The sequence below is a fragment of the Ornithinimicrobium pekingense DSM 21552 genome, from assembly GCF_000421185.1.
In the GTDB taxonomy this organism is placed as follows: domain Bacteria; phylum Actinomycetota; class Actinomycetes; order Actinomycetales; family Dermatophilaceae; genus Ornithinicoccus; species Ornithinicoccus pekingensis.
This window is the reverse complement of record NZ_ATWJ01000008.1, coordinates 83759-106967: the sequence shown is the minus strand read 5'-3', so window position 1 is coordinate 106967 and position 23209 is coordinate 83759. Positions and strand designations below refer to the sequence as shown.

Below are 23209 nucleotides of genomic sequence, written 5' to 3'. Positions count from 1 at the left end.
AGCAGCGCGTGGACGCCGAGCACATGGGAGCGGACCTGGAGAACGTCCTCTTCACCGAGGAGCAGATCCGCGAGCGGCTCGCCGAGCTGGCCGCCCAGGTCTGGGAGGACTACCACGACAAGGACGTCCTGCTGGTCGGGGTGCTGCGGGGCGCGGTCATGGTGATGGCCGACTTCTCGCGGGCGCTGCCGGGCTCGGCCGAGATGGACTGGATGGCGGTGAGCAGCTACGGCTCGGGCACCAAGTCCAGCGGCGTCGTGCGCATCCTCAAGGACCTCGACACCGACATCTCGGGCCGTCACGTCCTCATCGTCGAGGACATCATCGACTCCGGCCTCACGCTCAGCTGGATCCGCACCAACCTGGAGTCGCGGGGCCCGGCGTCGGTGGAGATCTGCACCTTGCTGCGCAAGCCCGAGGCCGCCAAGGTCCAGATCGACGTCAAGTACGTCGGCTTTGAGATCCCCAACGCCTTCGTCGTCGGCTACGGCCTGGACTACGCCGAGAAGTACCGCAACCTGCGGGTCATCGGCACCCTCGCCGAGCACGTCTACTCCTGACCGGGAGGTTCCCCGAGGGCGCAGCGCCCGGGGACGTGGAACACTGACCCCCTGCCGCGCGTTGTCGGCAGGAAGACCCCGTGCCGACATCACGATCAGGAGGACCGGGCCGGCCGCCGTGGACGCGGGAGCCGCCCGAACGCGCCAGACATGAGCAACGCCACCCAGCGGCGGCCCCGCCCCAAGCCCAGTCCGTGGATGTGGATCTTCCTCTTCCTCGGCCTGGGGATCCTGTGGTTCTCGGTGCTGTCCCCCAGCGCCTACACCCGCATCGACACCGCCGACGCCCTCGAGCTGATCCGGGACGGCAAGGTTGCCGAGGCCACGATCACCCCCGAGCGTCTGGACCTGACGCTGGAGGAGGGTGAGACCTTCTCGAACGAGGACGTCAACGAGACGAGCCAGGTGCAGGCCTTCTACGTGGAGGCCCGGGGTGAGCAGGTCATCGCCGCGCTGGAGGAGACCCCGCCGAGCGGCTCCTGGACCGACGACCCGGCGCGGCCCAACGTGTTCGTCTCGATGCTGGCCAACTTCCTGCCGCTGCTGCTCATCCTCGGCCTGTTCCTGTGGCTGATGACGAGGATGCAGGGCGGCGGCCGCGGGGTCATGCAGTTCGGCAAGTCGAAGGCCAAGCTGGCCACCAAGGACATGCCCAAGGTGACCTTCGCCGACGTCGCGGGCGCCGACGAGGCGGTCGAGGAGCTGCACGAGATCAAGGAGTTCCTCTCCGAGCCGCGCAAGTTCCTCGAGGTCGGCGCGAAGATCCCCAAGGGCGTGCTGCTCTACGGCCCGCCCGGCACCGGCAAGACCCTCCTCGCCCGCGCCGTCGCCGGTGAGGCGGGGGTGCCGTTCTACTCGATCTCCGGCTCGGACTTCGTCGAGATGTTCGTCGGTGTCGGCGCCTCGCGGGTCCGCGACCTCTTCGAGCAGGCCAAGGAGAACGCCCCGGCGATCATCTTCGTCGACGAGATCGACGCCGTCGGCCGCCACCGCGGAGCCGGCATGGGCGGCGGGCACGACGAGCGGGAGCAGACGCTCAACCAGCTGCTGGTGGAGATGGACGGCTTCGACGTCAAGACCAACGTCATCCTCATCGCCGCCACCAACCGTCCCGACATCCTCGACCCGGCGCTGCTGCGCCCCGGACGCTTCGACCGGCAGATCGCCGTCGAGGCCCCGGACATGCTCGGCCGCCTGCACATCCTGCAGGTGCACGGCAAGGGCAAGCCGCTGGCCGAGGGCGTGGACCTGATGGCGATCGCGCGCCGCACCCCGGGCTTCTCCGGCGCCGACCTGGCCAACGTGCTCAACGAGGCCGCCCTGCTGGCCGCCCGCCAGGACGAGAAGGTCGTCACCGACAAGGACCTGGACGAGGCGATCGACCGCGTCATGGCCGGCCCGCAGAAGCGGACCCGCGTGATGAGCGCCAAGGAGAAGAAGATCACCGCCTACCACGAGGGCGGCCACGCCCTGGTGGCCGCGGCGATGAACCACACCGACCCGGTGAGCAAGGTGACGATCCTGCCGCGTGGCCGGGCGCTGGGCTACACCATGGTCCTGCCCGCCGACGACAAGTACTCCACGACGCGCAACGAGCTGCTCGACCAGCTGGCCTACGCCCTCGGTGGGCGCGTGGCCGAGGAGCTGGTCTTCCACGACCCGACCACCGGTGCGGCCAACGACATCGAGAAGGCCACCGGGCTGGCCCGCAAGATGGTCACCCAGTTCGGGATGAGCGAGCGCGTCGGGGCGGTCAAGCTCGGCTCCGCCGGCGGCGAGGTCTTCCTCGGCAGGGACATGGGCCACGAGCGCGACTACTCCGAGAACCTCGCCGGCGTCGTCGACCAGGAGGTGCGTCGCCTCATCGAGGCCGCGCACGACGAGGCCTGGCACGCCCTGAACGACAACCGGGACATCCTCGACGCGCTGGTGCTCGAGCTGCTCGAGAAGGAGACGCTCAACGCGGCCGCCATCGCCGAGATCTTCCAGGACGTGCGCAGGCGGCCGGTCCGGCCGGTGTGGCTGTCCTCGGACGCCCGCACCATCCACACCGAGGGCCCGGTCCTCACCGAGGCCGAGAAGCGGGCGATGGCCAACGGGCACCGCCCGCCGGGAGACGCCGGGGAGGAGCACCCGCCGGAGAAGGTGATCGAGGTGCCGGAGGGTGGGTATGTCGACCCGGGGCAGCACTGACCTGACGAGCGTGGACGAGGGTGACGCCCCCGGCGCACCCGTCACCGCACAGGTCGACCACGGCCGGATCGAGGCGGCGGTCCGCGAGATCCTCGCCGCGATCGGGGAGGACCCGGCCCGCGACGGGCTGCGCGACACCCCGGCGCGGGTGGCACGTGCCTACGCCGAGGTCTTCTCGGGCCTGGCCCAGGACCCGGCCGAGGTCCTGGGCACCACCTTCGACGTCGAGCACGACGAGATGATCCTCGTGCGCGACATCGAGCTGCACAGCGTCTGCGAGCACCACCTGGTGCCCTTCCACGGCACGGCGCACGTCGGCTACATCCCCGGGGCCGACGGCCGCGTGGTGGGGCTGTCCAAGCTCGCCCGCCTCGTCGACGTCTACGCCCGGCGGCCGCAGGTCCAGGAGCGGCTCACCACGCAGGTGGCCGAGGCCCTGGTCGAGCACCTCGACCCTGCCGGCGTGCTCGTCGTCGTCGAGGCCGAGCACCTGTGCATGTCCATGCGCGGCATCCGCCGCCCCGGCGCGCGCACGATCACCTCGGCGGTGCGGGGGCAGCTGCGCGATCCCGCCACCCGGGCCGAGGCCATGAGCCTGGTGATGGGCAGGAACCGCTGACCGTGCGTCCCCTCGCCGACCTCGTGGTCCCGGGCGTGACCCGGGTCATGGGCATCGTCAACGTGACGCCGGACTCCTTCAGCGACGGCGGACGGTGGCTCGACCCGCACGCTGCCGTGCGGCACGGGCTGTCGATGGCCGCCGAGGGGGCCGACCTGCTCGACGTCGGCGGCGAGTCGACCCGTCCGGGCAGCGCCCGCCCCTCCGAGGAGGAGGAGCTGGCGCGCGTGCTGCCGGTCGTGCGCGCCCTCGCCGCGGAGGGTCACCTGGTGTCCGTCGACACCATGCGGGCCGGTGTCGCGGAGGCCGCCGTGGACGCCGGCGCAGCCCTGGTCAACGACGTCTCCGGCGGGCTCGCCGACCCCCACATGCCGTCCTTCGTGGCCGCCTCCGGCGTCCCCTTCGTCGTCATGCACTGGCGCGGCCTGCTCACCGACCCCGCCGCGCGCCCGCGCTACGAGGACGTCACGGCCGAGGTATGCCGTGAGCTCACCGGTCGGGTGGACGCGCTCGTCGACGCCGGTGTCGACCCGGGGCAGCTCGTGCTCGACCCCGGCTTCGGCTTCTCCAAGGACGCTCAGCACAACTGGCAGCTGCTCGCCGGCCTGCCGCAGGTGATGGCGCTGGGGCTGCCGGTGCTGGTCGGCACCTCGCGCAAGCGGTTCCTGGGGCGGCTGCCGCAGCGCCCGGGGGCGGCGGTCGAGCCTGGCACCGAGCCCACCGGCCCCACCCTGCGCGACGCCGCCACGGCCGCGACCTGCCTGCTCGCGGCCCAGGCCGGCGCCTTCGCGGTGCGCGTCCACGAGGTCGCGCCGACCCGCGACGCGCTCGGGGTGTGGCAGCTGACCCGACAGGCAGGAGAGGCGCCGTGACCGGACCGCTGCGGGGGGACCTCATCCGGCTGAGCGGGGTGCGCGCCTTCGGCCACCACGGCGTGCTCGAGCACGAGAGACGCGACGGTCAGGACTTCGTCGTCGACGTGACCCTGGCCGTCGACCTGGCTGCCGCCGGTGCGAGCGACGACCTGCGGCGGACGGTCAACTACGCCGAGGTGGCGACCGACGTCGTGGCGGTCGTGACCGGGCCCCCGCGCGACCTGATCGAGACGGTGGCCGAGGAGATCGCCGCCCGCGCCCTCGCCCGGCCGCTCGTCGAGGCGGTCGAGGTCACCGTGCACAAGCCCTCCGCGCCGGTCGGGGTGCCCTTCGACGACGTGGAGGTGGTCGTCCGCCGGGAGCGCGACGTCCCCGTCGTCATCGCCCTGGGTGCCAACCTCGAGGGGGCCGAGGGCTCCGGCCCGGCGGGGACGGTCGCCGCCGCGGCCCGACGGCTGCACCGGGTGCGCGGGCTGGGCCGCGTGCGCCTCTCGGGGCTCTACGCCACGGCCCCGGTCGGCGGGCCGGCCCAACCGGACTACGTCAACGCGGTCGCCGTGGCGCGCACCCGCCTGGCCCCCGGCCGGCTGCTCGCGGCCCTGCACCGCGTCGAGGAGGACTTCGGCCGCACGCGGGAGGTGCGGTGGGGGGCGCGCACCCTCGACCTCGACCTCGTCCAGTACGGCGACCCGTCCGCGGGCACCGACGTCGTCAACGACGACGAGTCGCTCCTGCTGCCGCACCCGCGCGCCCACGAGCGGGCGTTCGTCCTGGTGCCCTGGCTGGACGTCGACCCCGACGCCGTCCTGCGCATCGGCGAGGAGGTCCGGGCGGTGCGCGACCTCATACCGCGGGTCGCCGACCAGGACGTGCACCCGCTGGAGGGGCTCGCATGACGCCGCCTCCGGCCCAGGGCATCAGGATCTCCGCCGGCGTCATCACGGCCCTGCTGACGGGTATGGCGAGCTGGCTGCTGCTGGAGCTCGTCCGCTCGTGGGGCGGCACCTACCCGGTCATCTCCTGGATCGGCCTCGTGCCGCTGGTGGCGGTGACGCTGCTCGTGCTGGTGATGGGCTGGCAGATCCGCCGGTACACGCGAGGTCGGGGCACCGTGCGGCCGACGCCGCAGCGCGCCCGGGGGACCCTGGTGGGTGCGCAGGCCGCGGCGCTCGGAGGTGCGGCGCTGCTGGGGTGGTACGCCGCCAACGCCCTGACGCACCTGCCCAACGCCGACGTGGCCAGCGAGCGCGTGCAGCTCGTGTGGGGGCTGGTGCACGCGGCCACCGCGCTGGCCCTGTCGGTGAGCGGCTACGTCGGTCAGGCGTGGTGCCGGATCCCCCCGACCGAGCACGACGATGACGACGACGGCACGGTGGCCGACGGGGACCTCGCCTACGGCTGAGGCGGCCGCGCCGCGCTGGCCTATCGTGGCGGGATGACCCACCACGACCACGACCGCGGGGGCTCGCGGCGGGCGCCGGTCGAGCCCGCCCCCTCCTCGGTGCCGACGAGCCTGTGGCCCGGCCTGGACGACCCGGAGCACTCGCGCTGGTATGCCGAGCGCTTCCGGGCGATGGCCCGCACCGGTCGCGACCTGCTGGGTGAGTCCCGGCTCGTCGACGCGCTGGCACCGCGCGGGGCGCGCCTGCTGGACGCCGGGTGCGGCCCCGGCCGGCACGGCGGGCACCTGTCCCGCCTGGGCCACACGGTGGTCGGTGTCGACATCGACCCCGAGCTGGTCGCCGCCGCTGCCGAGGACCACCCCGGGGCGACCTGGCTGGTCGGCGACCTCGTCAGCCTCGACCTGCCTGCGCAGGGTGAGCCGGAGCCCTTCGACGGCGCCCTGCTCGCCGGCAACGTGATGGACTTCATCCCCGCCGAGCACCAGGCCGAGGCCGTCCGCCGGGTGGCCGCCCACCTGGTGCCCGACGGCTTCGTGGTCATCGGCTGCCGCGTGGGCCGGGGGTTCACGCCCCGGGACCTGGACGAGGCGAGCCCCGCGGCGGGGCTGCGCCTGGAGCAGCGGTTCGCGACCTGGGACCTGCGGCCCTGGACGGCGGACTCAGACTTCTGCGTCAGCGTCCTGCGCCGCCGAAGCGCGACGTAGGAGCCCGCCGAAGCGCGACGGAGGAGCCTGCTTCGGCGGAACAAGAGGAGGCGCGAGCGCAGCGAGCTCGCCGCCGTCCGGGGGGGGCTCACGGGGGCGGAGCCCCCGTGCGAAGGCGAAGCCCCCGTGGGTCTACTTGTCGACGTCACCGACCACGAAGAACATCGAGCCCAGGATCGCGACCATGTCCGCGACCACCGTGCCCGGCAGCATCTCGCGCAGCACCTGGACGTTGTTGAACGACGCCGAGCGCAGCTTGAGCCGGTGGGGCGCCTTGTCGCCGCGGCTGACGAGGTAGTAGCCGTTGTGCCCCAGGGGGTTCTCGGTCTGCAGGTAGTGCGCGCCCTCGGGCACCTTGAGCACCTTGGGCAGCTTGGTGTCGTAGGGCCCCGCGCCCAGCTCGCGCAGGCGCGCGGTGCAGGCGCGGGCGAGGTCGAGCGAGACGTGGACCTGCTCCGCCAGCACCTCCAGCCGGGCGTGGCAGTCGCCCGCGTCCCGGGTGACGACCCGGCCGGGGCCACCCTCGGCGAACAGCTCGCCGTAGGCGAGGTAGGGGTCGTCCCGGCGCAGGTCCAGGTCGAGCCCGGAGGCGCGCGCGATGGGACCGCTGACGCCGTAGGCGATGACCCGGTCGAGGTCGAGCACCCCGATCCCCCTCGTGCGGGCGTCGACGATCTCGTTGCCCAGGAGCAGCGACTCCAGCTCCGGCATCCGGCCACGGACCTTCTCGACCGCCGCGTCGACGCGGTCGAGCCATCCCTCGGGCAGGTCGTGCAGGAGCCCGCCCACCCGTGTGCACATGTAGTGCATCCGCCCGCCGGAGAACTCCTCCATCACCGCCTGCAGCTCCTCGCGCTCGCGGAAGGAGTAGAACATCGGGGTGATCGCCCCCAGCTCCAGCGGGTAGGAGCCGAGGAACATCAGGTGGTTGAGGGCCCGGCCCAGCTCGGAGAGCAGCGTCCTGGTCCACGTCGCCCGCTCGGGCACCTCCATGCCCAGCAGGTGCTCGACCGTCAGCGCGACCCCGACCTCGTTGTTGAAGGCCGACAGCCAGTCGTGCCGGTTGGCCAGCACGAGGATCTGTCGGTAGTCGCGCACCTCGAACAGCTTCTCCGCCCCCCGGTGCATGTAGCCGATGACCGGTTCGGCGGCCACGATCCGTTCTCCGTCGACGGTGATGCGCAGGCGCAGCACGCCGTGGGTCGCGGGGTGCTGCGGGCCGATGTTGAGCACCATCTCGGTCGTGCTCAGGCCGCTCACGCCGGTGCCGGCGCCGAGGGAGACGTCGAGGTCGCGGGTGCTCACCCGGCCTACCCTACTGACGGCCTCCGGGCTCGCGGGGCACCTGGACGGTGACCCACGCGAAGTCGCCGAGCCCACCGGGTGCGGTGAGCGTCTGCAGCGCGGCCCGGCTCGCCAGTGCGCGCAGGTATGCCGTGGGCGCGGACCGGGCGAGCCCGTGGGGCACCGGCGCGTCGGCGCCGGGCAGCAGGTCGGCCAGGGCGGCCCGCTGGGTGAGGACCCGGGGCCGCGCCCGGGGGCGGGTGAGTGCGAGGTGGTCGGTGAGGCTGTCCACCGCCACGTGGGCGGTGAGGTCGCAGGTGCCGTCAGGCACGGGGGCGACCTCCCGCCCGCTCCGGAAGCCGGTCAGGGTGCCGTGCCGGGGGCGGTCGCCGCGGACGTGGCCGTAGTCGACGAGGAGCAGGACCCCGCTGCTGATCCGGCCGAGCAGGTCGGCGGCGGCGCGGTCGCGCGGCAGGCCGACCTCGGCGCGCTCGACGTCCTGGCCGACCCAGCGCTCCAGCCAGGCCAGGTGCTCGCCCCCGACCGGTGGCCCCTCGGTCTCCGTGCCGTCCGGGAGGACCGCGACCTCCCGCCAGACCCGGTCGCGGCCCCGCGCCACGACCGGGCACGGCACCACGTCGAGCCACTCATGACCCACCACCAGGGCGTCCTCCAGGCCGACGAGCCCCTGCGGCAGCACCGCACCCCCGGGGGCGAGGAGCCAGCAGTCGACGGAGCGGGCGCCTCGTCGGTCGACGACGTCCACCCCGGTCAGCGTGAGGTCGGGGGCGAGCGCGGCGACCGCGGCCAGCAGCTCGCCGCCCCCGGCGCCGACATCCACGACCTGCGTGCAGCCGTGCCGCCCCGCCAGGGCCACCAGGGCCCTCGCCAGGAGCTCCCCGCCCCCCGGGATGCCCTGGGCCGACGTGGCGAAGTGGCCGCCGGGGGAGGAGGACCGGTAGAAGCCGGCCGGCCCGTAGAGCGCCTCCTGCCACGCGCGTTCCCAGGTCCTCGGGCGAGGCGCGACGGTGCTCGGCGGTGGTTCCACGGTGCCGATTCTGCTGCATGGCACCGAGATGTCGGATTCCTGCTAGACGGCCGTCGGTCGATGACCCAGCATGGTGGTGTGCACCTCGACCACGACCGCTGCGCCACCGCGGTCCGCAGCAAGGACCCCCGCTTCGACGGGTGGTTCGTCACCGGTGTGCTCAGCACCGGCATCTACTGCCGGCCCAGCTGCCCGGCCATCACCCCCCGGGTCGTCAACATGCGCTTCTTCCCCTCCGCCGCGGCGGCGCAGGGCGCCGGGTTCCGCGCGTGCAAACGCTGCCGCCCGGACGCGACACCGGGGTCGCCGGAATGGCGCACGCGCAGCGACGTGGCGGCCCGGGCGGTGCGGCTGGTCGCCGACGGCGTCGTCGACCGCGAGGGCGTCTCGGGGCTGGCGTCCCGGCTCGGCTACTCCGTGCGTCAGGTCGAGCGGCTGGTCACCTCCGAGCTCGGGGCCGGCCCCCTGGCCCTGGCGCGGGCGCAGCGCGCGCAGACGGCCAGGCTGCTCATCGAGGGGACCGACCTGTCGATGGCGGAGGTCGCGTTCGCGGCGGGCTTCTCCAGCATCCGCTCGTTCAACGACACCGTGCGGGCCGTCTACGCCACGGCGCCCCGCGAGCTGCGGTCCGTCGCCCGCAGCCGCAGCGGTGCAGCCGTGGGGCAGGACAGCCCGCGCGCCGGCGGAGACGGTGGCGCGACCCGGGCGGCACGTCTCCACCTGCGCCTGCCGTTCCGGACGCCGCTGCACACACCCAGCCTGTTCGGCCACCTCGCCGCCACGCTGGCGCCCGGGGTGGAGGTGTGGCGCGACGGTGCGCTCGAGCGCGCCCTCGCCCTGCCGCACGGAGCTGCCGTCGTCACGGTCCGGCCGCCCGGGCCCAGCGACCGCCATGTCCACGTGGTCCTGCGGCTGCTCGACGTCCGTGACCTCGCGGCTGCCATCGACCGGTGCCGACGGCTGCTCGACCTCGACGCGGACCCGCACGCCGTCGACGACCACCTCGCCGGCGACCGCGCCCTCGCGCCGCTGGCCGCCCGCACGCCCGGGGTCAGGCTGCCGGGCAGCGTCGACGCGGCAGAGCTCGCGCTGCGGGCGGTGCTCGGTCAGCAGATCTCGACCACCCGGGCCGCAGGGTTGGCGGCGCGGCTGGTCGAGGTCCTCGGCCGTCCCCTGCCCACGGCGCTGACGGACCAGGGTGGCCCGACGCATCTCTTCCCCAGCCCCTCCGCCCTGGCCGACGCCCCGGACGACGCCTACCCGGGGATGCCCGGGGCGCGGCGTGGTGCGCTGCGCGGGCTGGCGACCGCCCTCGCGACGGGGGACCTGGACCTCTCGCCCGGGGCCTCGTGGAAGATGGCCCGTCTGGCCCTGCTGGCCCTTCCCGGCATCGGCCCGTGGACCACGGAGATCATCGCCCTGCGCGGTCTCGGCGACCCGGACGCGTTCCCGTCCACGGACCTCGGACTGCGGACGGCCGCCCGCGCGGCCGGCCTCGACGACAGCACGCGCGCCCTGCAGCAGCGGGCCGACGCCTGGCGGCCGTGGCGCTCCTACGCCGTCCAGCTGCTCTGGGCCTCGAGCGACCACGCGGCAGCCCGGCTGCCCGACCCAGACACCCCCGGGCGTGGGACACGCCCGCACACCGACCACGACCGGGCCGGACCGGCCTGGCCCCAGGAGGCCTCATGACCGACGACATCCCGACCACCACCCACGGCGCCGCGCCCACCGATCAGCGGACGCACGTCGTTGTCGACTCACCTGCCGGGCCCCTGACCCTCGTCAGCGACGGCACGCACCTGGCGGGTGTCTACTTCACCGGGCACCGGCACGCGCCCGCCGACCTGGGGACGGAGGTGGCGGTCGAGGAGGCCCCTGCCGTCCTGCGTGCGGCCGCGGAGCAGCTGGGCGAGTACTTCGCGGGCACCCGCACCGAGTTCGACCTTCCCGTCGCCCCCGCCGGCACCGACTTCCAACGACGGGTGTGGGCGCTGCTGCGCCAGATCCCCTACGGTCAGACCTGGTCCTACGGTCAGCTGGCCGCGCGGCTCGGCCAGCCCGGGGCCTCCCGGGCGGTCGGGCTGGCTAACGGGCGCAACCCCGTGTCGATCGTGGTGCCCTGCCACCGGGTCGTGGGCTCCACGGGGGCGATCACCGGGTACGGCGGCGGGGTGGAGCGCAAGCAGCTGCTGCTCGACCTGGAGCGGCGGGCGACCTCCGACGCGCTGTTCTGACCGGCGCACCGGACGAGGGCAGGGGTGCTCCAGGGAGGCCGTCGTCCCGCACCGCCGATGCGGGCGCCCCGCGGGGTGACGGATACCCTGTCGGGGTGAGCCAGACCCCCCAGAACGCCGTTCCCGACCCCGCGGAGCCCGACATCCACGAGGCCGACCTGCCCGAGCAGGTCCGCGTGCGGCAGGGCAAGCGCGAGGCGATGCTTGCCGCCGGGGTCGACCCCTACCCGGTCACCGTGCCCGTCACGCACACGTTGGGCGAGGTGCGCGAGGGCTGGGGGTCCCTGGCCACCGGGGAGGAGACCCAGGACGTCGTCGGGGTGGCCGGCCGGGTGGTCTTCGTCCGCAACACCGGCAAGCTGTGCTTCGCGACCCTCCAGGGCGGCGACGGCAGCCGGCTGCAGGCGATGCTGTCGCTGGCCGAGGTCGGTGAGGAGGCGCTGGCACGGTGGAAGGCCTGGGTGGACCTCGGCGACCACGTCTTCGTGCGTGGCCGGGTCATCTCCTCCCGCCGGGGTGAGCTGTCCGTCATGGCCGACTCCTGGCAGATGGCCTCCAAGGCGCTGCGGCCGCTGCCCGTGCTGCACAAGGAGATGTCGGAGGAGCAGCGGGTCCGCCAGCGCTACGTCGACCTCATCGTGCGCGAGGACGCCCGGCGCATGGTCGTCGACCGGGCGGAGGTGACCAGGGCGGTCCGGAGGGTGCTCGAGGACGACGGTTACGTCGAGATCGAGACCCCGGTGCTGCAGGCGGTCCACGGTGGCGCGGCCGCCCGCCCCTTCATCACCCACCTCAATGCCTTCGACCTGCCGATGACGCTGCGGATCGCGCTCGAGCTGCATCTCAAGCGCGCGGTCGTGGGCGGTATCGAGCGGGTCTACGAGATCGGTCGGATCTTCCGCAACGAGGGTATCGACTCCTCGCACAGCCCAGAATTCACCATGCTCGAGTGCTATCAGGCCTATGGCGACCAGCACACCATGGCCGAGCTGATCCGACGGATGATCCTGGCGGCCGCGGACGCGGTCGGAAACCGGCAGGTCCAGACGCCGATGGGCGTGGTGGACCTCGACGGTGAATGGACGTGGCTTCCTTTCTACGAGGGCCTTTCGCGTGGTGTCGGGCAGAAGATTGACGTGACCACCGACCGCCAGGTGCTGGTCGAGCTGGCCGCTGCCCACGACGTGCCCGTCAGGGCGGAATGGAATGCCGGGAAGATCGCGATGGAGATCTTCGGCGACGTGGTCGAGCCGACGCTGCTGCAGCCCACCTTCGTGTGCGACTACCCCGAGATCGCCCAGCCGCTGGCCCGGACGCACCGCACGCACGAAGGCCTGGTCGAGGCGTGGGACCTCATCATCGCCGGGGTCGAGCGGGGCACGGCCTTCAGCGAGCTCATCGACCCCGAGATCCAGCGCGCGCGCCTCGTCGAGCAGTCCCTGCTCGCCGCGGGGGGTGACCCGGAGGCGATGGTCCTGGACGAGGACTTCCTCCGGGCGCTGGAGTACGCGGCCCCGCCGATGGGTGGGCTCGGGCTGGGCCTGGACCGTCTGCTGATGCTGCTGACGGGCACCGGGATCCGCGAGACCATCCTCTTTCCGTTCCTGAAGCCGGAGGCATGATGGACCTCCTGCGCGAGGGCTGGTTGATCCTGGCCGCACTGATTCCCTCGATCGGGCTGCTGTTCCTCTTCTGGGTGATCCTCAAGCACCTTCTCGAAGGAGACCGCCGCGAGCGTGCGGCTATCCGTCGGTGGGAGGAGGAGCAGGACGCCGCGCGGGCCGAGGCGGCCTCCGCGGCGGACGGCCCTGGTAATGCCGCAGAAATGTCCGAGATGCAGAGGAAGGACAGTTCCGGGCGCACCGACCCTTCCGGATCTTCCTGAGGAAAGCCTGAAAACACCGGTCCGCAGCCAGTTGATTCTTCATCCACGACCATTGTTGTCCACAGCCATCTATGCGTTCGACCCATTCCTGTGGTTTGCTGTTCCGCAGCACGACCATTTCGTGTGTGGTCGTGTACGGGACATAAGAATGTGGAGGCAACATGGTTCAGCGTGTACAGGTGATCCTCGAGGATGACATGACCGGTGGTGAGGCCAGCGAGACCGTCGAGTTCGCCCTCGACGGCGTGAGCTACGAGATCGACCTCAACGACGAGAACGCCGCGCAGCTGCGCGAGGCGTTCGCGCCGTGGATCGCCGAGGCCCGGCGCTCCGGCGGCCGTCGCCAGACCCGCCGGCGTGGTGCCGCGGGAGCCGGTGCCTCGGGCAACGGCCCGGCCAAGTCCGACGAGCTGGCGAAGATGCGTGAGTGGGGCCGGGCCAACGGCTTCAAGGTCAGCTCGCGCGGCCGGGTGTCGCAGGAGCTGCAGGACGCCTACGCCGCGGCCCACTGACGGTCGACGTCACAGTCTCACGGGCCGGTCTCCCCGCGGGGGAGGCCGGCCCGTCTGCGTCCCCGGACGGCCCTGCCGGCCGCTGCCGCGCCCGACCGCTCAGGAGACGAGCAGGACCGTCGCCCAGGTGACGAGCGCGGCGGTGACCACGGTGCCGCTGCGTTCGAGCGCCCGCGTGTGGCCGGAGAGGAAGTGCTGCCAGCCGGGCCGGCCGAGAAGGATGTACTGCAGCACCGCCAGCGTGCGGGCGGCCCCGAACACCGCCCCGAGGAGGACCGCCCACCCGAGGGGGACGACGGCCACCAGGACGAAGAGCGCGGAGACGTAGGAGGCGGCGGAGGGCACCAGGGTCCGCACGCCGCAGCCGTACTCGACGCCGAAGCGGAACCCGCCGCGCGCCAGGCCCCGGGCGAAGACCGAGCGGGGGATGAGCTCGGTGCGCTGCGGCAGGCGCAGCACCGGTTGGGCCAGGTCGAGCAGCACGAGCCCCGGCACGAGCACGCACAGCAGCCCGGCCCGCCACAGGTCGGGCACGGGGGACAGCAGCCCGGAGAGCACCCCGAGGACGGCTCCCGTGGCGGCACCACCCACCGTGCAGCCCGCCAGGAAGGCGGACCACAGGCCCAGCTGCGTCGACCGGCCCCGGACCGAGGCCACCAGCGCCCAGGCGCTGTTCAGGCCTCAGGTGGATCCCGACAGCGCCAGCCCGGACGCCACGACGCCCAGCAGGGCGGGCACCTGCCAGGTCGCGGCGGCCGCACCGGAGCGCGGCACCAGTGTGAGCGTGACCGCGGTCGCCGCCAGCAGCGCGAGCAGGAGCAGAGGGTCGGCGGTCCATCGGCGGGTGGCAGGGACCGCGGCGGTCACGGACCTCACACCACCCACGGGCAGATCGACTTGAAGCACGACCCCGAGGGGCTGCAGGTCCAGCCGTCGGAGCAGCGGTAGGTGCGGCCGTCGCTGAAGCGCCAGTGCCAGGAGTCGTAGGTGCCGTTCCAGCACTCGTCGGGCCGGTGGACGTAGTAGCCGGCCGAGCCGGGGGCGTTCTTGTGCCACCCCACGACGTTGCCGGCCCCGTTGCGGTACTTCCAGCAGCACGAGAGGGTCAGGCACATCTGGGAGACCCCGCACTGGATGCCGTTCTCTGTGTGGTCCCGCGCGTAGGACGCGCACGGCCCGGTCGTCGTGCTGGTCCAGTCCAGCCAGTACGCGGCCCGGGCGGTCTCGGCCGCCCGGTTGAGGAGGAAGAGGGAACCCAGGCCCACGGCCGTGCCCGCCCCCAGCACCGAGCCGAGGAAGGTGCGCCGGGTCGGCCGGGGCCGCAGCCGACGGCGCAGGTGACCGGCGTCGGCCACCGGCAGGTCGGCGAAGCGGACGGGCGTGGCGGCCGGACCGTTCATGCCTGCTCCTCGGCCAGCGGGACGGGGCCACGGGCCCGGCGGACCCAGCCGGTCAGGTCGGTGTCCGGGTCGGGGAGCGTGGCCGCGACGATGGTCCCGGCGCCGTCCACCGCCATCAGGTAGGGGGTGGCGGGCACCTGCAGCCGGTCCAGGAGGTCGCGTCCCTGGCCCACGCAGCGGCCCGTGCCGCCCAGCTCCTCCAGGGCCGGGTCGCAGGAGCCGGAGGAGACGGCCACCAGGGCGACCGAGCCGGCGTCGACGTCAGGGACCCCGGCCAGCCCACGCAGGGTCAGGGCGCACGACGGGCAGCCCGGCGAGATGAAGGCGACGACCGTCCGGTGGGCGCCCGGCTCGACCAGGTCGGCGAGGTCACCCGTGAGCGGCAGTCGGAAGCCGACCAGGTCGCGGGGGCTGCGGGGGGCGTCACCGGGCGTCGCGCCGGACCCGCGCGGGCCCGTCTGACCCCGGGTGAGCAGGGTCACCTGCCGGAGCAGCCCGGCCAGCCCGAGGGCCAGGAGCACCAGGGCCACCCAGGCGAGCAGGACGGCGGACTCGATGAAGCTCATGAGGTTCTCCTCGTCGAGACGGGCGTCGGGGCCGGGGGACGGGTACGGACGGCCGGCTCGGGCACGGCTCGGGCGGCGGGCAGCAGCGAGGTCCCGACGGCGAGGACGAGCGCCGCGGCCAGGACGACGAGGACCTCCGGCAGCGGGGCGGCGGGGGCCGACCACCCGTTCGCGGTGAGGCCCCCGACGGTCGCCATCAGCGTGAGGATCGCGGCACGAGCCACCGTGGACGGGCCCACCGGCGCCTCGCCCAGTCCGCACGCGCAGGGCACGGGTCGCCCGGCTGACCGCGACACCGCCAGCACACGCCGCAGGTAGGCGGTCAGCGCCAGGAGCAGGGCCGCGGCCGCCCCGCCCGTCGCGAGCGCCGTGCCCGGGACGGGTCCGGCGGCCGCCACGACCAGGACGGCGAGGCCCAGAGCCAGCTCGGCCGGGCCCAGGAGCAGCGCGACCGCGCGGTGGGTCGCCCCGGGCAGCACCCCGTGGGCGTGCAGGCCCGAGCGCAGCTCCGCCGGCGCCCGCACGTGGCCCACCCCGGCTACCGCCAGCACCAGTCCGACGGCGGCGAGCAGGGCGGGGGACAGGACGCTCATCCCAGCTCCGCGGTGACGCCGCTGAGCGTGGTGGCCACGGCGTCCACGTCCGCCTCGACGCCGGGTATGCCGTAGACGACGAACGCGGTCGTCTCCAGCACGGCGTAGTGGACGCGTTCGTCCTCGGCGGACCGGCTGAGCCGCCCGCCACGCACGTCCAGCCCCGGACCCGAGGGGCGGGTGACGCCGTTGCGCGTGCGGCGGACGTCCAGCAGCAGCCGGGTGTCCCCGAGGTGCGCCACCTGGGCGACGTCGTGGGTGCGGTGGTCCGACCAGCCCACGGGGCCGCCCGGCCGAAGCACCGGCCCCAGGGTGCCGGCCTCGACCTCGACGTGGGACAGCAGGCTGCTGAGCCCCTCCAGGTCCAGGGTGGGCAGGGTGAAGCCGTAGATCTCGTGCTCCCCGGCCCGGACGGCGAAGGCGAGTCCGCGCGCCGGGTCGTCGCCGTAGCGCCCGTGACGCAGCGTGCGGCCCGTGCGCAGCCGGACCTCGCCGGTGAGCCTGCTCCCGCTGGCGGACAGGTAGTGCTCCAGGTAGGCCGACCCGCCGCTGGTCACCTCGATCTCGGTGCCGTCGACGGCGAGCACGCTCACCGCGGCGGCCTCCGGCAGTGCGTCGGCGTCCGGCACGTCGAGGACCAGCGTCTCGCCGTTGAGCAGGTTCCGGGTGGTCCGCATGGCGCTCCTGTCAGCCGACCCGCTGGCCGAGCTGGTCGAGGACGGTGGACTGGACCGCGTTGTAGCCGCCCAGCACCACGCCGGCCCCGGCGCCGAGGCGGTCGAGGGCGGTCCGGGCGGTGGCCGGCAGGGCCTGCGGCTTGGTCAGCAGCACCGGGGTCGCCTCCGCCCCGGCCAGGGCCGAGGCGGACAGGGCGTCGGGGAAGGCGGTGCCCGTCGCGACGAAGGTGCGCCGCGGGCCCGCCGGGAAGGTCGCCGCGACCCGGGCGGCGGTCTCGTAGCGGTCGACGCCGGCGATGCGGCTCACCGTGCCGGAGGTGTGGTCGCGCAGCTGGGTCATCACCGCCGAGGACACCGCCCCGGGGCCACCGACGATGACGACAGCGCCGGGCGCCAGCCGGTCCAGCGCCGCCTGCGTCTCCAGCGGCAGCACGTCCGGGCGGGTGAGCAGGAGCGGGCTGCCGAGGCGGCCGGCGGCCGCCCCTCCGGAGAGCCCGTCCGGGTAGTCCAGGCCACTGGCGACATAGACCGTGCCGACCCCGGAGGGATAGGTGGACGCGATCGCCGCGGCCGTCCCCCACCGGCTCGTCCCGGCGAGCCGGGTCACCTCCCCGGTGGTCGTCCGGGCGGCAGCGGCGGCGACGACCGCGTCGCTGACCACCTCGGGCCCGCCGAGGACCACGACACGTGAGGGGTCGAGCCGGTCGAGCTGGGCGGCCACCCGGCTGGGGATCGTGTCCTTGCGGACGAGCAGCACCGGTGCTCCGTCCCTGCCGGCGAGGGCGGCCCCGGCGAGGGCGTCGGCGAAGTCCAGGCCCTGGGCGAGGTAGACGACGTCCTGGCCGGCGGGGTACTGGGAGGCCACGGCCGCGGAGGTGTCGTAGCGGTCGGTGCCGCGCAGCCGGCTGACGGGCGCCGGGCGGCAGGTGTAGATCTGGACGTTGTCGACCTCCCACCACTGGCTCGCCCCCGCGGCCGACCGGTGCTGGAACCACGGTCCGAGGCGGCCCTGCTCGTCGTCGGTCGCGGCCGTGACGTCGTAGACCCGGCCCTGCCAGGTCGCGCCGGTGGTGACCGTCGCCGAGACGGAGTTGACGTCGGCCCGGGACCACGCCGGGTCGGGCACCGAGCCGCGGGTGGCGAAGCCCAGCATGGTGCGGGCTCCCACGGGGGCCGAGGCCCAGGAGGTGAAGAACCAGTCCTCGGCGTCGGTGGACCCCACCGTCGACCGGGCGGCGCGCCCGTCGACGGCGCCGGTCACCACGCCCCAGCCGTCGTTGAAGCTCGCCTGCGGGATGGCTGCGGTGAAGTCCTCCTCGAGCAGGGTCGCGCTGCGGGTGCTTCCCTCGGGGCACGGGGCCGGCCCGGCCAGGGCCTCGGTCCACCGGACGGCCTGGGCGGTCGCCTGCGGGGCCAGCCCGGTCGCGGGCGTGGAGGTGCTCGCCGGTCCCGCGCCCCATGCCGCGGCAGCAGCGACCGCGGCGAGAGCTGCGGCCCCCGGCCGTGCGGTACGTCCGATCCTGCCCATCATCGATCCCCATCGACCAGTGCGGCCCTGCACCGCACTGGCGCAGACGCTACCGGAACCCGGCCTGCTCGCGCTGGCTCCGTCGCGCGGGCGTCGCGCGCCTCCGCCGCTCCAGCACGACCTGACTCGACTTGTTATCGAACGGATAAGCGTGCATGATGCCCGCATGGCTTTTCCGGATGGGCTCCTCCTGACGAGGTGTCACGAGCTCGACCTCCAGCGCGTCAGCAGCATGCTGATGCGCCCGTGTCGCTGACCTCCGCCCCGTCCCGCGCCCCGGCGCCGGCACCCGTCCGGCAGCGGCGCCCCCGCCCCCACCCGACCGGAGAGACCCATGACCACCCATGCCCCGGCGCGCTCGCGCGTCCGCCCGTCCCGATCCACCGGCCCGCAGGGCCAGTGGGCGGTCGACGGCACCACCCCCCTGAACGACAACGAGCGCGTCAAGGCCGAGGACAACGGCCTGAACGTGCGCGAGCGGATCGAGAAGGTCTACGCCCTCGAGGGCTTCGACTCGATCCCGACGGAGGACCTGCACGGACGCTTCCGCTGGTGGGGCCTCTACACCCAGCGCCGGCCCGGCATCGACGGCGGCCGCACCGCCCAGCTCGAGCCGCACGAGCTCGAGGACCGCTACTTCATGCTGCGCGTGCGCTCGGACGGGGCCGAGCTGACTCCGACGATGCTGCGCGTGCTCGGCGACATCTCCACCGACCTCGCCCGGGGGACGGCCGACATCAGCGACCGGCAGAACATCCAGTACCACTGGGTACGGATCGAGGACGTCCCGGAGATCTGGCGCCGGCTGGAGGCGGTCGGGCTGGAGACGACCACCGCCTGCGGCGACACCCCCCGCGGGTTCCTCGGCAGCCCGGTCGCCGGCGTCGCGGCCGACGAGATCATCGACCCCACGCCCGTCATCGCCGAGATCAAGCGGCGCTTCGTCGGTGACCCCGATCTGGCCAACCTGCCGCGCAAGTTCAAGTCCGCGATCACCGGGCACCCCAGCCTGGACGTCGTCCACGAGATCAACGACGTGTCGCTGGTGGGGGTGGTCCATCCCGAGCTGGGGCCTGGCTACGACCTGTGGGTGGGCGGCGCGCTGTCCACCGCGCCGAGGCTGGCCGAGCGGCTGGGGGTCTTCGTGTCCGAGGAGCGGGCGGCGGAGGTGTGGCACGGCGTCATCCGCATCTTCCGCGACTACGGCTACCGGCGGCTGCGCACGAAGGCACGCCTGAAGTTCCTGCTGGCCGAGTGGGGCACCGAGCGCTTCCGCGAGGTCCTGGAGACCGAGTACCTCGGCTACCGGCTCCCGGACGGCCCCGCGCCCGCGGCGCCGACGGCGCCGGGTGACCACGTCGGGGTGCACCGCCAGAAGGACGGGCGCTTCTACGTCGGCGCCGCACCGACGGTCGGCCGCGTGGGCGGGAGCACGCTGCGCGGGCTGGCTGACCTGGTCGAGCGGGTCGGTGCCCGGTCCGTGCGGCTCACCGCCTTCCAGAAGCTGGTCGTCCTCGGCGTGCCCGCCGAGCGGGTCGAGGAGCTGGTCGAGGCGCTCGAGCCGCTCGGCCTCACCGCCCGCCCGAGCCTGTTCCGCCGCAGCACCATGGCCTGCACCGGCATCGAGTTCTGCAAGCTGGCGATCGTCGACACCAAGGACACCGCCGCCCACGCGGTCTCCGAGCTCGAACGGCGCCTCGCGGACGTCGAGCCGCTGCTCGAGCACCCGATCACCCTCAACGTCAACGGCTGCCCCAACTCCTGCGCCCGCATCCAGACCGCCGACATCGGGCTCAAGGGCCAGATCGTCACCGTCGACGGGCAGCAGGTCCCGGGCTTCCAGGTGCACCTGGGGGGCGGCCTGGCCTCGGTCGACCGGGACGGCGAGCCCGGCCTGGGCCGGACCGTGCGCGGCCTGAAGGTCCCGGCCCAGGACCTGCCGGGGTATGTCGAGCGCGTGGTCCGCCGCTACGCCGCCACCCGCCGGCCGGGGGAGGCGTTCGCGTCCTGGGCGCACCGTGCCGAGGAGGAGGACCTGACATGACCGCCACCACCCACCCGGCACAGCCGCGACGGGTCGACGCGCGGACGGAGCGGCTGCGCGCCCTCGCCCAGGAGGCGCAGGAGCGGTTCGCCGACGGAGGTGCCGAGGACACGGACGGCGTCCTCGCCTGGGCCGCCGCGCACTTCCGCGGCCGGGTCGCCGTGGCGTGCAGCATGCAGGACACGGTCCTGCCGCACGTCGTGGCCGAGCACCTGCCCGGGGTGGACGTCCTCTTCCTCGACACCGGCTACCACTTCCCGGAGACGGTGGCCACACGAGACCGGGTCGCCGACCTGCTCGACGTCACGGTCGTCGACGTGCGGCCGGAGCTGACGGTGGCCGCGCAGGACGCCAGGCTGGGCAAGGACCTCTTCGCCCGCGACCCCGGCGCCTGCTGCCGCCTGCGCAAGGTGGAGCCGCTGCGACGTGCCCTCGCCGGCTACGACGCCTGGGTCACCGGCGTCCGCCGCGAGGAGGGCCCGACGCGGGCCGACACCCCGCTGGTGACGTGGGACGAGGCCTTCGGCCTGGTGAAGGTCAACCCGCTGGCGGCGTGGACCTCCGAGCAGGTGCGGGCCCACGCCGAGCGCCACCTGCTCCCGGCGAACCCGCTCCTGGCACAGGGCTACCCCTCCATCGGCTGCGCCCCCTGCACCCGCCCGGTGGTGGACGGCGATGACCCGCGGGCGGGCCGCTGGGCCGGGTTCGCCAAGACCGAGTGCGGACTGCACCCGGGCACGGCCGCTGCCACCACGACCGAGGAGACCTCGTGACGACATACCGCGTCGAGCTCGCGCGCGAGCTGGACCCGCACGCCGGCTCCGCGCCGGACCTGCTCGACGCCCTCGAGAGCGAGGCGATCCACATCATCCGTGAGGTGGTCGCCGAGCTGGAGCGGCCCGCGCTGCTGTTCTCCGGCGGCAAGGACTCCGTGGTGATGCTGCACCTCGCCGCCAAGGCGCTGTGGCCGACCCGGCTGCCCTTCCCCGTCGTGCACGTCGACACCGGGCACAACTTCCCCGAGGTGCTGGCCTTCCGCGACGCCACCGTCGAGCGGTTCGGCGTCGACCTCGTGGTCGCCCGCGTCCAGGACTACCTCGACGACGGGCGGCTGCGCGAGCGCGCCGACGGCACCCGCAACCCGCTGCAGACGCTGCCCCTGCTCGACGCCATCGAGGAGCGCCGCTTCGACGGGGTCTTCGGCGGCGGCCGCCGCGACGAGGACAAGGCCCGGGCCAAGGAACGGGTGGTGAGCCTGCGCGACTCCTTCGGGCAGTGGGACCCCAAGAACCAGCGGCCCGAGCTGTGGCGCCTCTACAACACCCGCCACCGACCCGGCGAGCACGTGCGCGTCTTCCCGCTGTCCAACTGGACCGAGCTGGACGTGTGGCGCTACGTCGCCCGGGAGGGCATCGAGCTGCCGCCGCTCTACTACGCCCACGAGCGCGAGGTCTTCGAGCGTGACGGCATGCTGCTCACCCCGTCGCCGTGGACGGCTCCGCGGGCGGGCGAGCCCGTCGGCACCCGCACCGTGCGCTACCGCACGGTCGGCGACATGTCGTGCACGGGGGCCGTCCCCTCGCAGGCCCGCGACGTGCAGGCCGTGATCACCGAGGTCGCCACGACGACCGTCACCGAGCGCGGCGCCACCCGCGCCGACGACCGCCTCTCCGAGGCCGCCATGGAGGACCGCAAGAAGGAGGGGTACTTCTGATGAGCACCCTGGTCAACGACAACGACAACGACACCGACAACGACAACGACACCGACAACGACAACGACACCGACACCGTGCCCACCACGGCGCCCACCCTGCTGCGGCTGGCGACCGCCGGGTCGGTGGACGACGGCAAGTCCACGCTCGTCGGCCGTCTCCTGCACGACACCAGGTCGGTGCTCGCCGACCAGATGGCGGCCGTCGAGCAGGCGTCGCGGCGGCGCGGCTGGGTGGGTGAGCTCGCCGACCTGGCCCTGCTCACCGACGGCCTGCGCGCCGAGCGCGAGCAGGGCATCACGATCGACGTGGCCTACCGCTACTTCGCCACCGCGACCCGCTCGTTCATCCTCGCCGACTGCCCCGGCCACGTGCAGTACACGCGCAACACCGTCACCGGCGCCAGCACCGCCGACGTCGTCGTCGTCCTCGTCGACGCCCGGCACGGTGTCGTCGAGCAGACCCGCCGGCACCTGGCCGTCGTCGGGCTGCTCCGCGCCCCGCACGTCGTCGTCGCGCTCAACAAGATCGACCTCGTGCCCGACGCGCAGGCCGTCCACGCCGCCGTCTCCGCCGACGTGGCCTCCCTGGCCGAGGCCCTCGGCCTGGTGGACGTCTCGGTGGTGCCGGTCTCGGCGCTGCACGGCGACAACGTCGTGGAACCCTCCACCCGGACGCCGTGGTATCCCGGGCCCACGCTGCTGCAGCTCCTCGAGGCCCTGCCCACGGGGGAGGAGACGGGCCAGCCGTTCCGGATGCCGGTCCAGCTGGTGCTGCGCCCCCAGCACGGCGCGGTCGACCCGGCGTTCGTGGACTACCGCGGGTATGCCGGGCACGTCGCGTCGGGGGTGGTCCGCGTCGGCGACGACGTCGTGGTGTCGCCCTCGGGCCGGCGCACGACCGTGGTGGGCATCGACCGCGGCGGTGTCAGCGTCGAGCGGGCCGTGGCCCCGCTGTCGGTGACCCTCCGGCTGGCCGACCAGCTGGACATCTCGCGCGGCGACCTGGTCGTCGGTGCGGAGGCGGTGCCGGTGCCCGTGCGGCAGGCCGACGCGGTGCTGTGCTGGCTCACCGAGCAGCCCCTGTTCCCCGGTGCCCGCGTGCTGGTCAAGCACGGCACGCGCACGGTGCGCGCGCGGGTGACGACCCTGCACGAGCGGCTCGACGTCGCGGCCATGCACGTGGAGGACGTCGGGGGCGAGGGCGCCGGGCTCAACGACCTCGTGCGCGTCGGCCTGGCGCTCGCCGAGCCGTTGCCGCTGGAGGACTACGCCGTGTCGCGCGAGCTGGGCAGCCTGCTGGTCGTCGACCCGCACGACGGCACCACGCTGGCTGCCGGCCTCGTCGGCGCCGGGCTGAGGACCTGA

At 73.9% G+C, this 23209-nt stretch carries 25 protein-coding genes; 16 read left to right on the top strand and 9 right to left on the bottom strand.

All coding sequences use genetic code 11. The annotated features are described in order from the left end of the window. Positions 1-8 precede the first annotated feature (8 nt). From hpt to K330_RS0105925, 7 genes are all read left to right on the top strand, one after another. Positions 9-560 (top strand): hypoxanthine phosphoribosyltransferase, encoded by a 552-nt coding sequence (hpt, locus tag K330_RS0105955; protein ID WP_029202372.1) that lies wholly within the window; start codon positions 9-11, stop codon positions 558-560. Positions 561-710: 150 nt separating this feature from the next. Further along, the gene (gene ftsH, locus K330_RS0105950; RefSeq protein WP_022920931.1) at positions 711-2753 is read left to right on the top strand and encodes an ATP-dependent zinc metalloprotease FtsH; all 2043 of its coding nucleotides are present in this window, start codon (positions 711-713) and stop codon (positions 2751-2753) included. Further along, entirely contained in the window at positions 2731-3372 is a 642-nt protein-coding gene (gene folE, locus K330_RS0105945) for a GTP cyclohydrolase I FolE (RefSeq protein ID WP_022920930.1), read from the top strand. Before ftsH ends, folE begins: the two co-directional genes overlap by 23 nt. Before the next feature lie 47 nt (positions 3373-3419). Then, positions 3420-4244, top strand: a complete 825-nt coding sequence (gene folP, locus K330_RS0105940) for a dihydropteroate synthase (RefSeq protein ID WP_040657814.1) — start codon at positions 3420-3422, stop codon at positions 4242-4244. After that, positions 4241-5143 (top strand): dihydroneopterin aldolase, encoded by a 903-nt coding sequence (gene folB, locus K330_RS0105935; protein ID WP_022920928.1) that lies wholly within the window; start codon positions 4241-4243, stop codon positions 5141-5143. Before folP ends, folB begins: the two co-directional genes overlap by 4 nt. Next, the gene (locus tag K330_RS19460) at positions 5140-5649 is read left to right on the top strand and encodes a DUF3180 domain-containing protein (protein WP_022920927.1); all 510 of its coding nucleotides are present in this window, start codon (positions 5140-5142) and stop codon (positions 5647-5649) included. Before folB ends, K330_RS19460 begins: the two co-directional genes overlap by 4 nt. 33 nt (positions 5650-5682) lie before the next feature. Then, positions 5683-6354: a class I SAM-dependent methyltransferase gene (locus K330_RS0105925; RefSeq protein WP_022920926.1), complete on the top strand. Its 672-nt coding sequence runs from the start codon at positions 5683-5685 to the stop codon at positions 6352-6354. 132 nt (positions 6355-6486) lie between these two features. Here K330_RS0105925 and K330_RS0105920 read toward each other — a convergent pair whose 3' ends face one another. Together K330_RS0105920 and K330_RS19455 are read right to left on the bottom strand one after the other, a co-directional pair. Next, positions 6487-7659, bottom strand: a complete 1173-nt coding sequence (locus K330_RS0105920; protein WP_022920925.1) for an NADH-quinone oxidoreductase subunit D — start codon at positions 7657-7659, stop codon at positions 6487-6489. 10 nt (positions 7660-7669) lie between these two features. Beyond that, positions 7670-8686: an SAM-dependent methyltransferase gene (locus tag K330_RS19455; protein WP_022920924.1), complete on the bottom strand. Its 1017-nt coding sequence runs from the start codon at positions 8684-8686 to the stop codon at positions 7670-7672. Between the two features lie 78 nt (positions 8687-8764). On the opposite strand from K330_RS19455, the gene K330_RS19450 reads away from it, so the two are divergent. The 5 genes from K330_RS19450 (at position 8765) to K330_RS0105890 (ending at position 13320) form a co-directional block, all read left to right on the top strand. Then, on the top strand, positions 8765-10378 hold the full coding sequence (locus tag K330_RS19450; RefSeq protein ID WP_022920923.1) for an AlkA N-terminal domain-containing protein: 1614 nt from the start codon (positions 8765-8767) through the stop codon (positions 10376-10378). Further along, positions 10375-10923: a methylated-DNA--[protein]-cysteine S-methyltransferase gene (locus K330_RS19445; RefSeq protein WP_022920922.1), complete on the top strand. Its 549-nt coding sequence runs from the start codon at positions 10375-10377 to the stop codon at positions 10921-10923. The genes K330_RS19450 and K330_RS19445 overlap by 4 nt, the downstream gene beginning before the upstream one ends. A gap of 95 nt (positions 10924-11018) precedes the next feature. Continuing rightward, positions 11019-12545: a lysine--tRNA ligase gene (lysS, locus tag K330_RS0105900; RefSeq protein ID WP_022920921.1), complete on the top strand. Its 1527-nt coding sequence runs from the start codon at positions 11019-11021 to the stop codon at positions 12543-12545. Continuing rightward, the gene (locus tag K330_RS19440) at positions 12542-12808 is read left to right on the top strand and encodes a hypothetical protein (protein ID WP_022920920.1); all 267 of its coding nucleotides are present in this window, start codon (positions 12542-12544) and stop codon (positions 12806-12808) included. Before lysS ends, K330_RS19440 begins: the two co-directional genes overlap by 4 nt. Before the next feature lie 161 nt (positions 12809-12969). After that, positions 12970-13320, top strand: a complete 351-nt coding sequence (locus K330_RS0105890; RefSeq protein ID WP_029202366.1) for a histone-like nucleoid-structuring protein Lsr2 — start codon at positions 12970-12972, stop codon at positions 13318-13320. 99 nt (positions 13321-13419) lie between these two features. Here the strand turns inward: K330_RS0105890 and K330_RS19435 are convergent, their stop codons facing one another. The 7 genes from K330_RS19435 to K330_RS22490 are packed head-to-tail and all read right to left on the bottom strand — an operon-like array spanning position 13420 to position 18084. Then, positions 13420-13977 (bottom strand): hypothetical protein, encoded by a 558-nt coding sequence (locus K330_RS19435; RefSeq protein ID WP_040657787.1) that lies wholly within the window; start codon positions 13975-13977, stop codon positions 13420-13422. A 24-nt stretch (positions 13978-14001) separates the two neighbouring features. Then, positions 14002-14187 (bottom strand): hypothetical protein, encoded by a 186-nt coding sequence (locus K330_RS0105880; RefSeq protein ID WP_029202365.1) that lies wholly within the window; start codon positions 14185-14187, stop codon positions 14002-14004. A gap of 5 nt (positions 14188-14192) precedes the next feature. Then, positions 14193-14720 (bottom strand): hypothetical protein, encoded by a 528-nt coding sequence (locus K330_RS0105875; RefSeq protein WP_022920919.1) that lies wholly within the window; start codon positions 14718-14720, stop codon positions 14193-14195. Beyond that, positions 14717-15286: a thioredoxin domain-containing protein gene (locus K330_RS0105870; RefSeq protein ID WP_022920918.1), complete on the bottom strand. Its 570-nt coding sequence runs from the start codon at positions 15284-15286 to the stop codon at positions 14717-14719. The genes K330_RS0105875 and K330_RS0105870 overlap by 4 nt, the downstream gene beginning before the upstream one ends. Next, positions 15283-15879 carry a MauE/DoxX family redox-associated membrane protein gene (locus K330_RS0105865; RefSeq protein WP_022920917.1) on the bottom strand — a complete coding sequence of 199 codons (597 nt, stop codon included), beginning with the start codon at positions 15877-15879 and terminating at the stop codon, positions 15283-15285. Before K330_RS0105865 ends, K330_RS0105870 begins: the two co-directional genes overlap by 4 nt. Continuing rightward, entirely contained in the window at positions 15876-16556 is a 681-nt protein-coding gene (locus tag K330_RS0105860; protein ID WP_022920916.1) for a hypothetical protein, read from the bottom strand. Before K330_RS0105860 ends, K330_RS0105865 begins: the two co-directional genes overlap by 4 nt. A gap of 10 nt (positions 16557-16566) precedes the next feature. Then, a complete protein-coding gene (locus K330_RS22490) occupies positions 16567-18084 on the bottom strand; it encodes a cell wall-binding repeat-containing protein (RefSeq protein ID WP_051145491.1) in 1518 nt (505 codons plus the stop codon). Positions 18085-18418: 334 nt separating this feature from the next. Between K330_RS22490 and K330_RS0105845 the strand changes: the two genes are divergently transcribed. Genes K330_RS0105845 through K330_RS0105830 form a run of 4 tightly spaced genes read left to right on the top strand, consistent with a single transcriptional unit; the run spans position 18419 to position 23209 of the window. Then, on the top strand, positions 18419-20128 hold the full coding sequence (locus tag K330_RS0105845; protein WP_022920913.1) for a nitrite/sulfite reductase: 1710 nt from the start codon (positions 18419-18421) through the stop codon (positions 20126-20128). Further along, on the top strand, positions 20125-20901 hold the full coding sequence (locus tag K330_RS19425; RefSeq protein ID WP_022920912.1) for a phosphoadenylyl-sulfate reductase: 777 nt from the start codon (positions 20125-20127) through the stop codon (positions 20899-20901). The genes K330_RS0105845 and K330_RS19425 overlap by 4 nt, the downstream gene beginning before the upstream one ends. Before the next feature lie 29 nt (positions 20902-20930). After that, positions 20931-21842, top strand: coding sequence for a sulfate adenylyltransferase subunit CysD (gene cysD, locus K330_RS0105835; protein WP_029202364.1), 912 nt, complete (start codon positions 20931-20933; stop codon positions 21840-21842). Then, a complete protein-coding gene (locus K330_RS0105830; RefSeq protein ID WP_022920910.1) occupies positions 21842-23209 on the top strand; it encodes a sulfate adenylyltransferase subunit 1 in 1368 nt (455 codons plus the stop codon). The genes cysD and K330_RS0105830 overlap by 1 nt, the downstream gene beginning before the upstream one ends.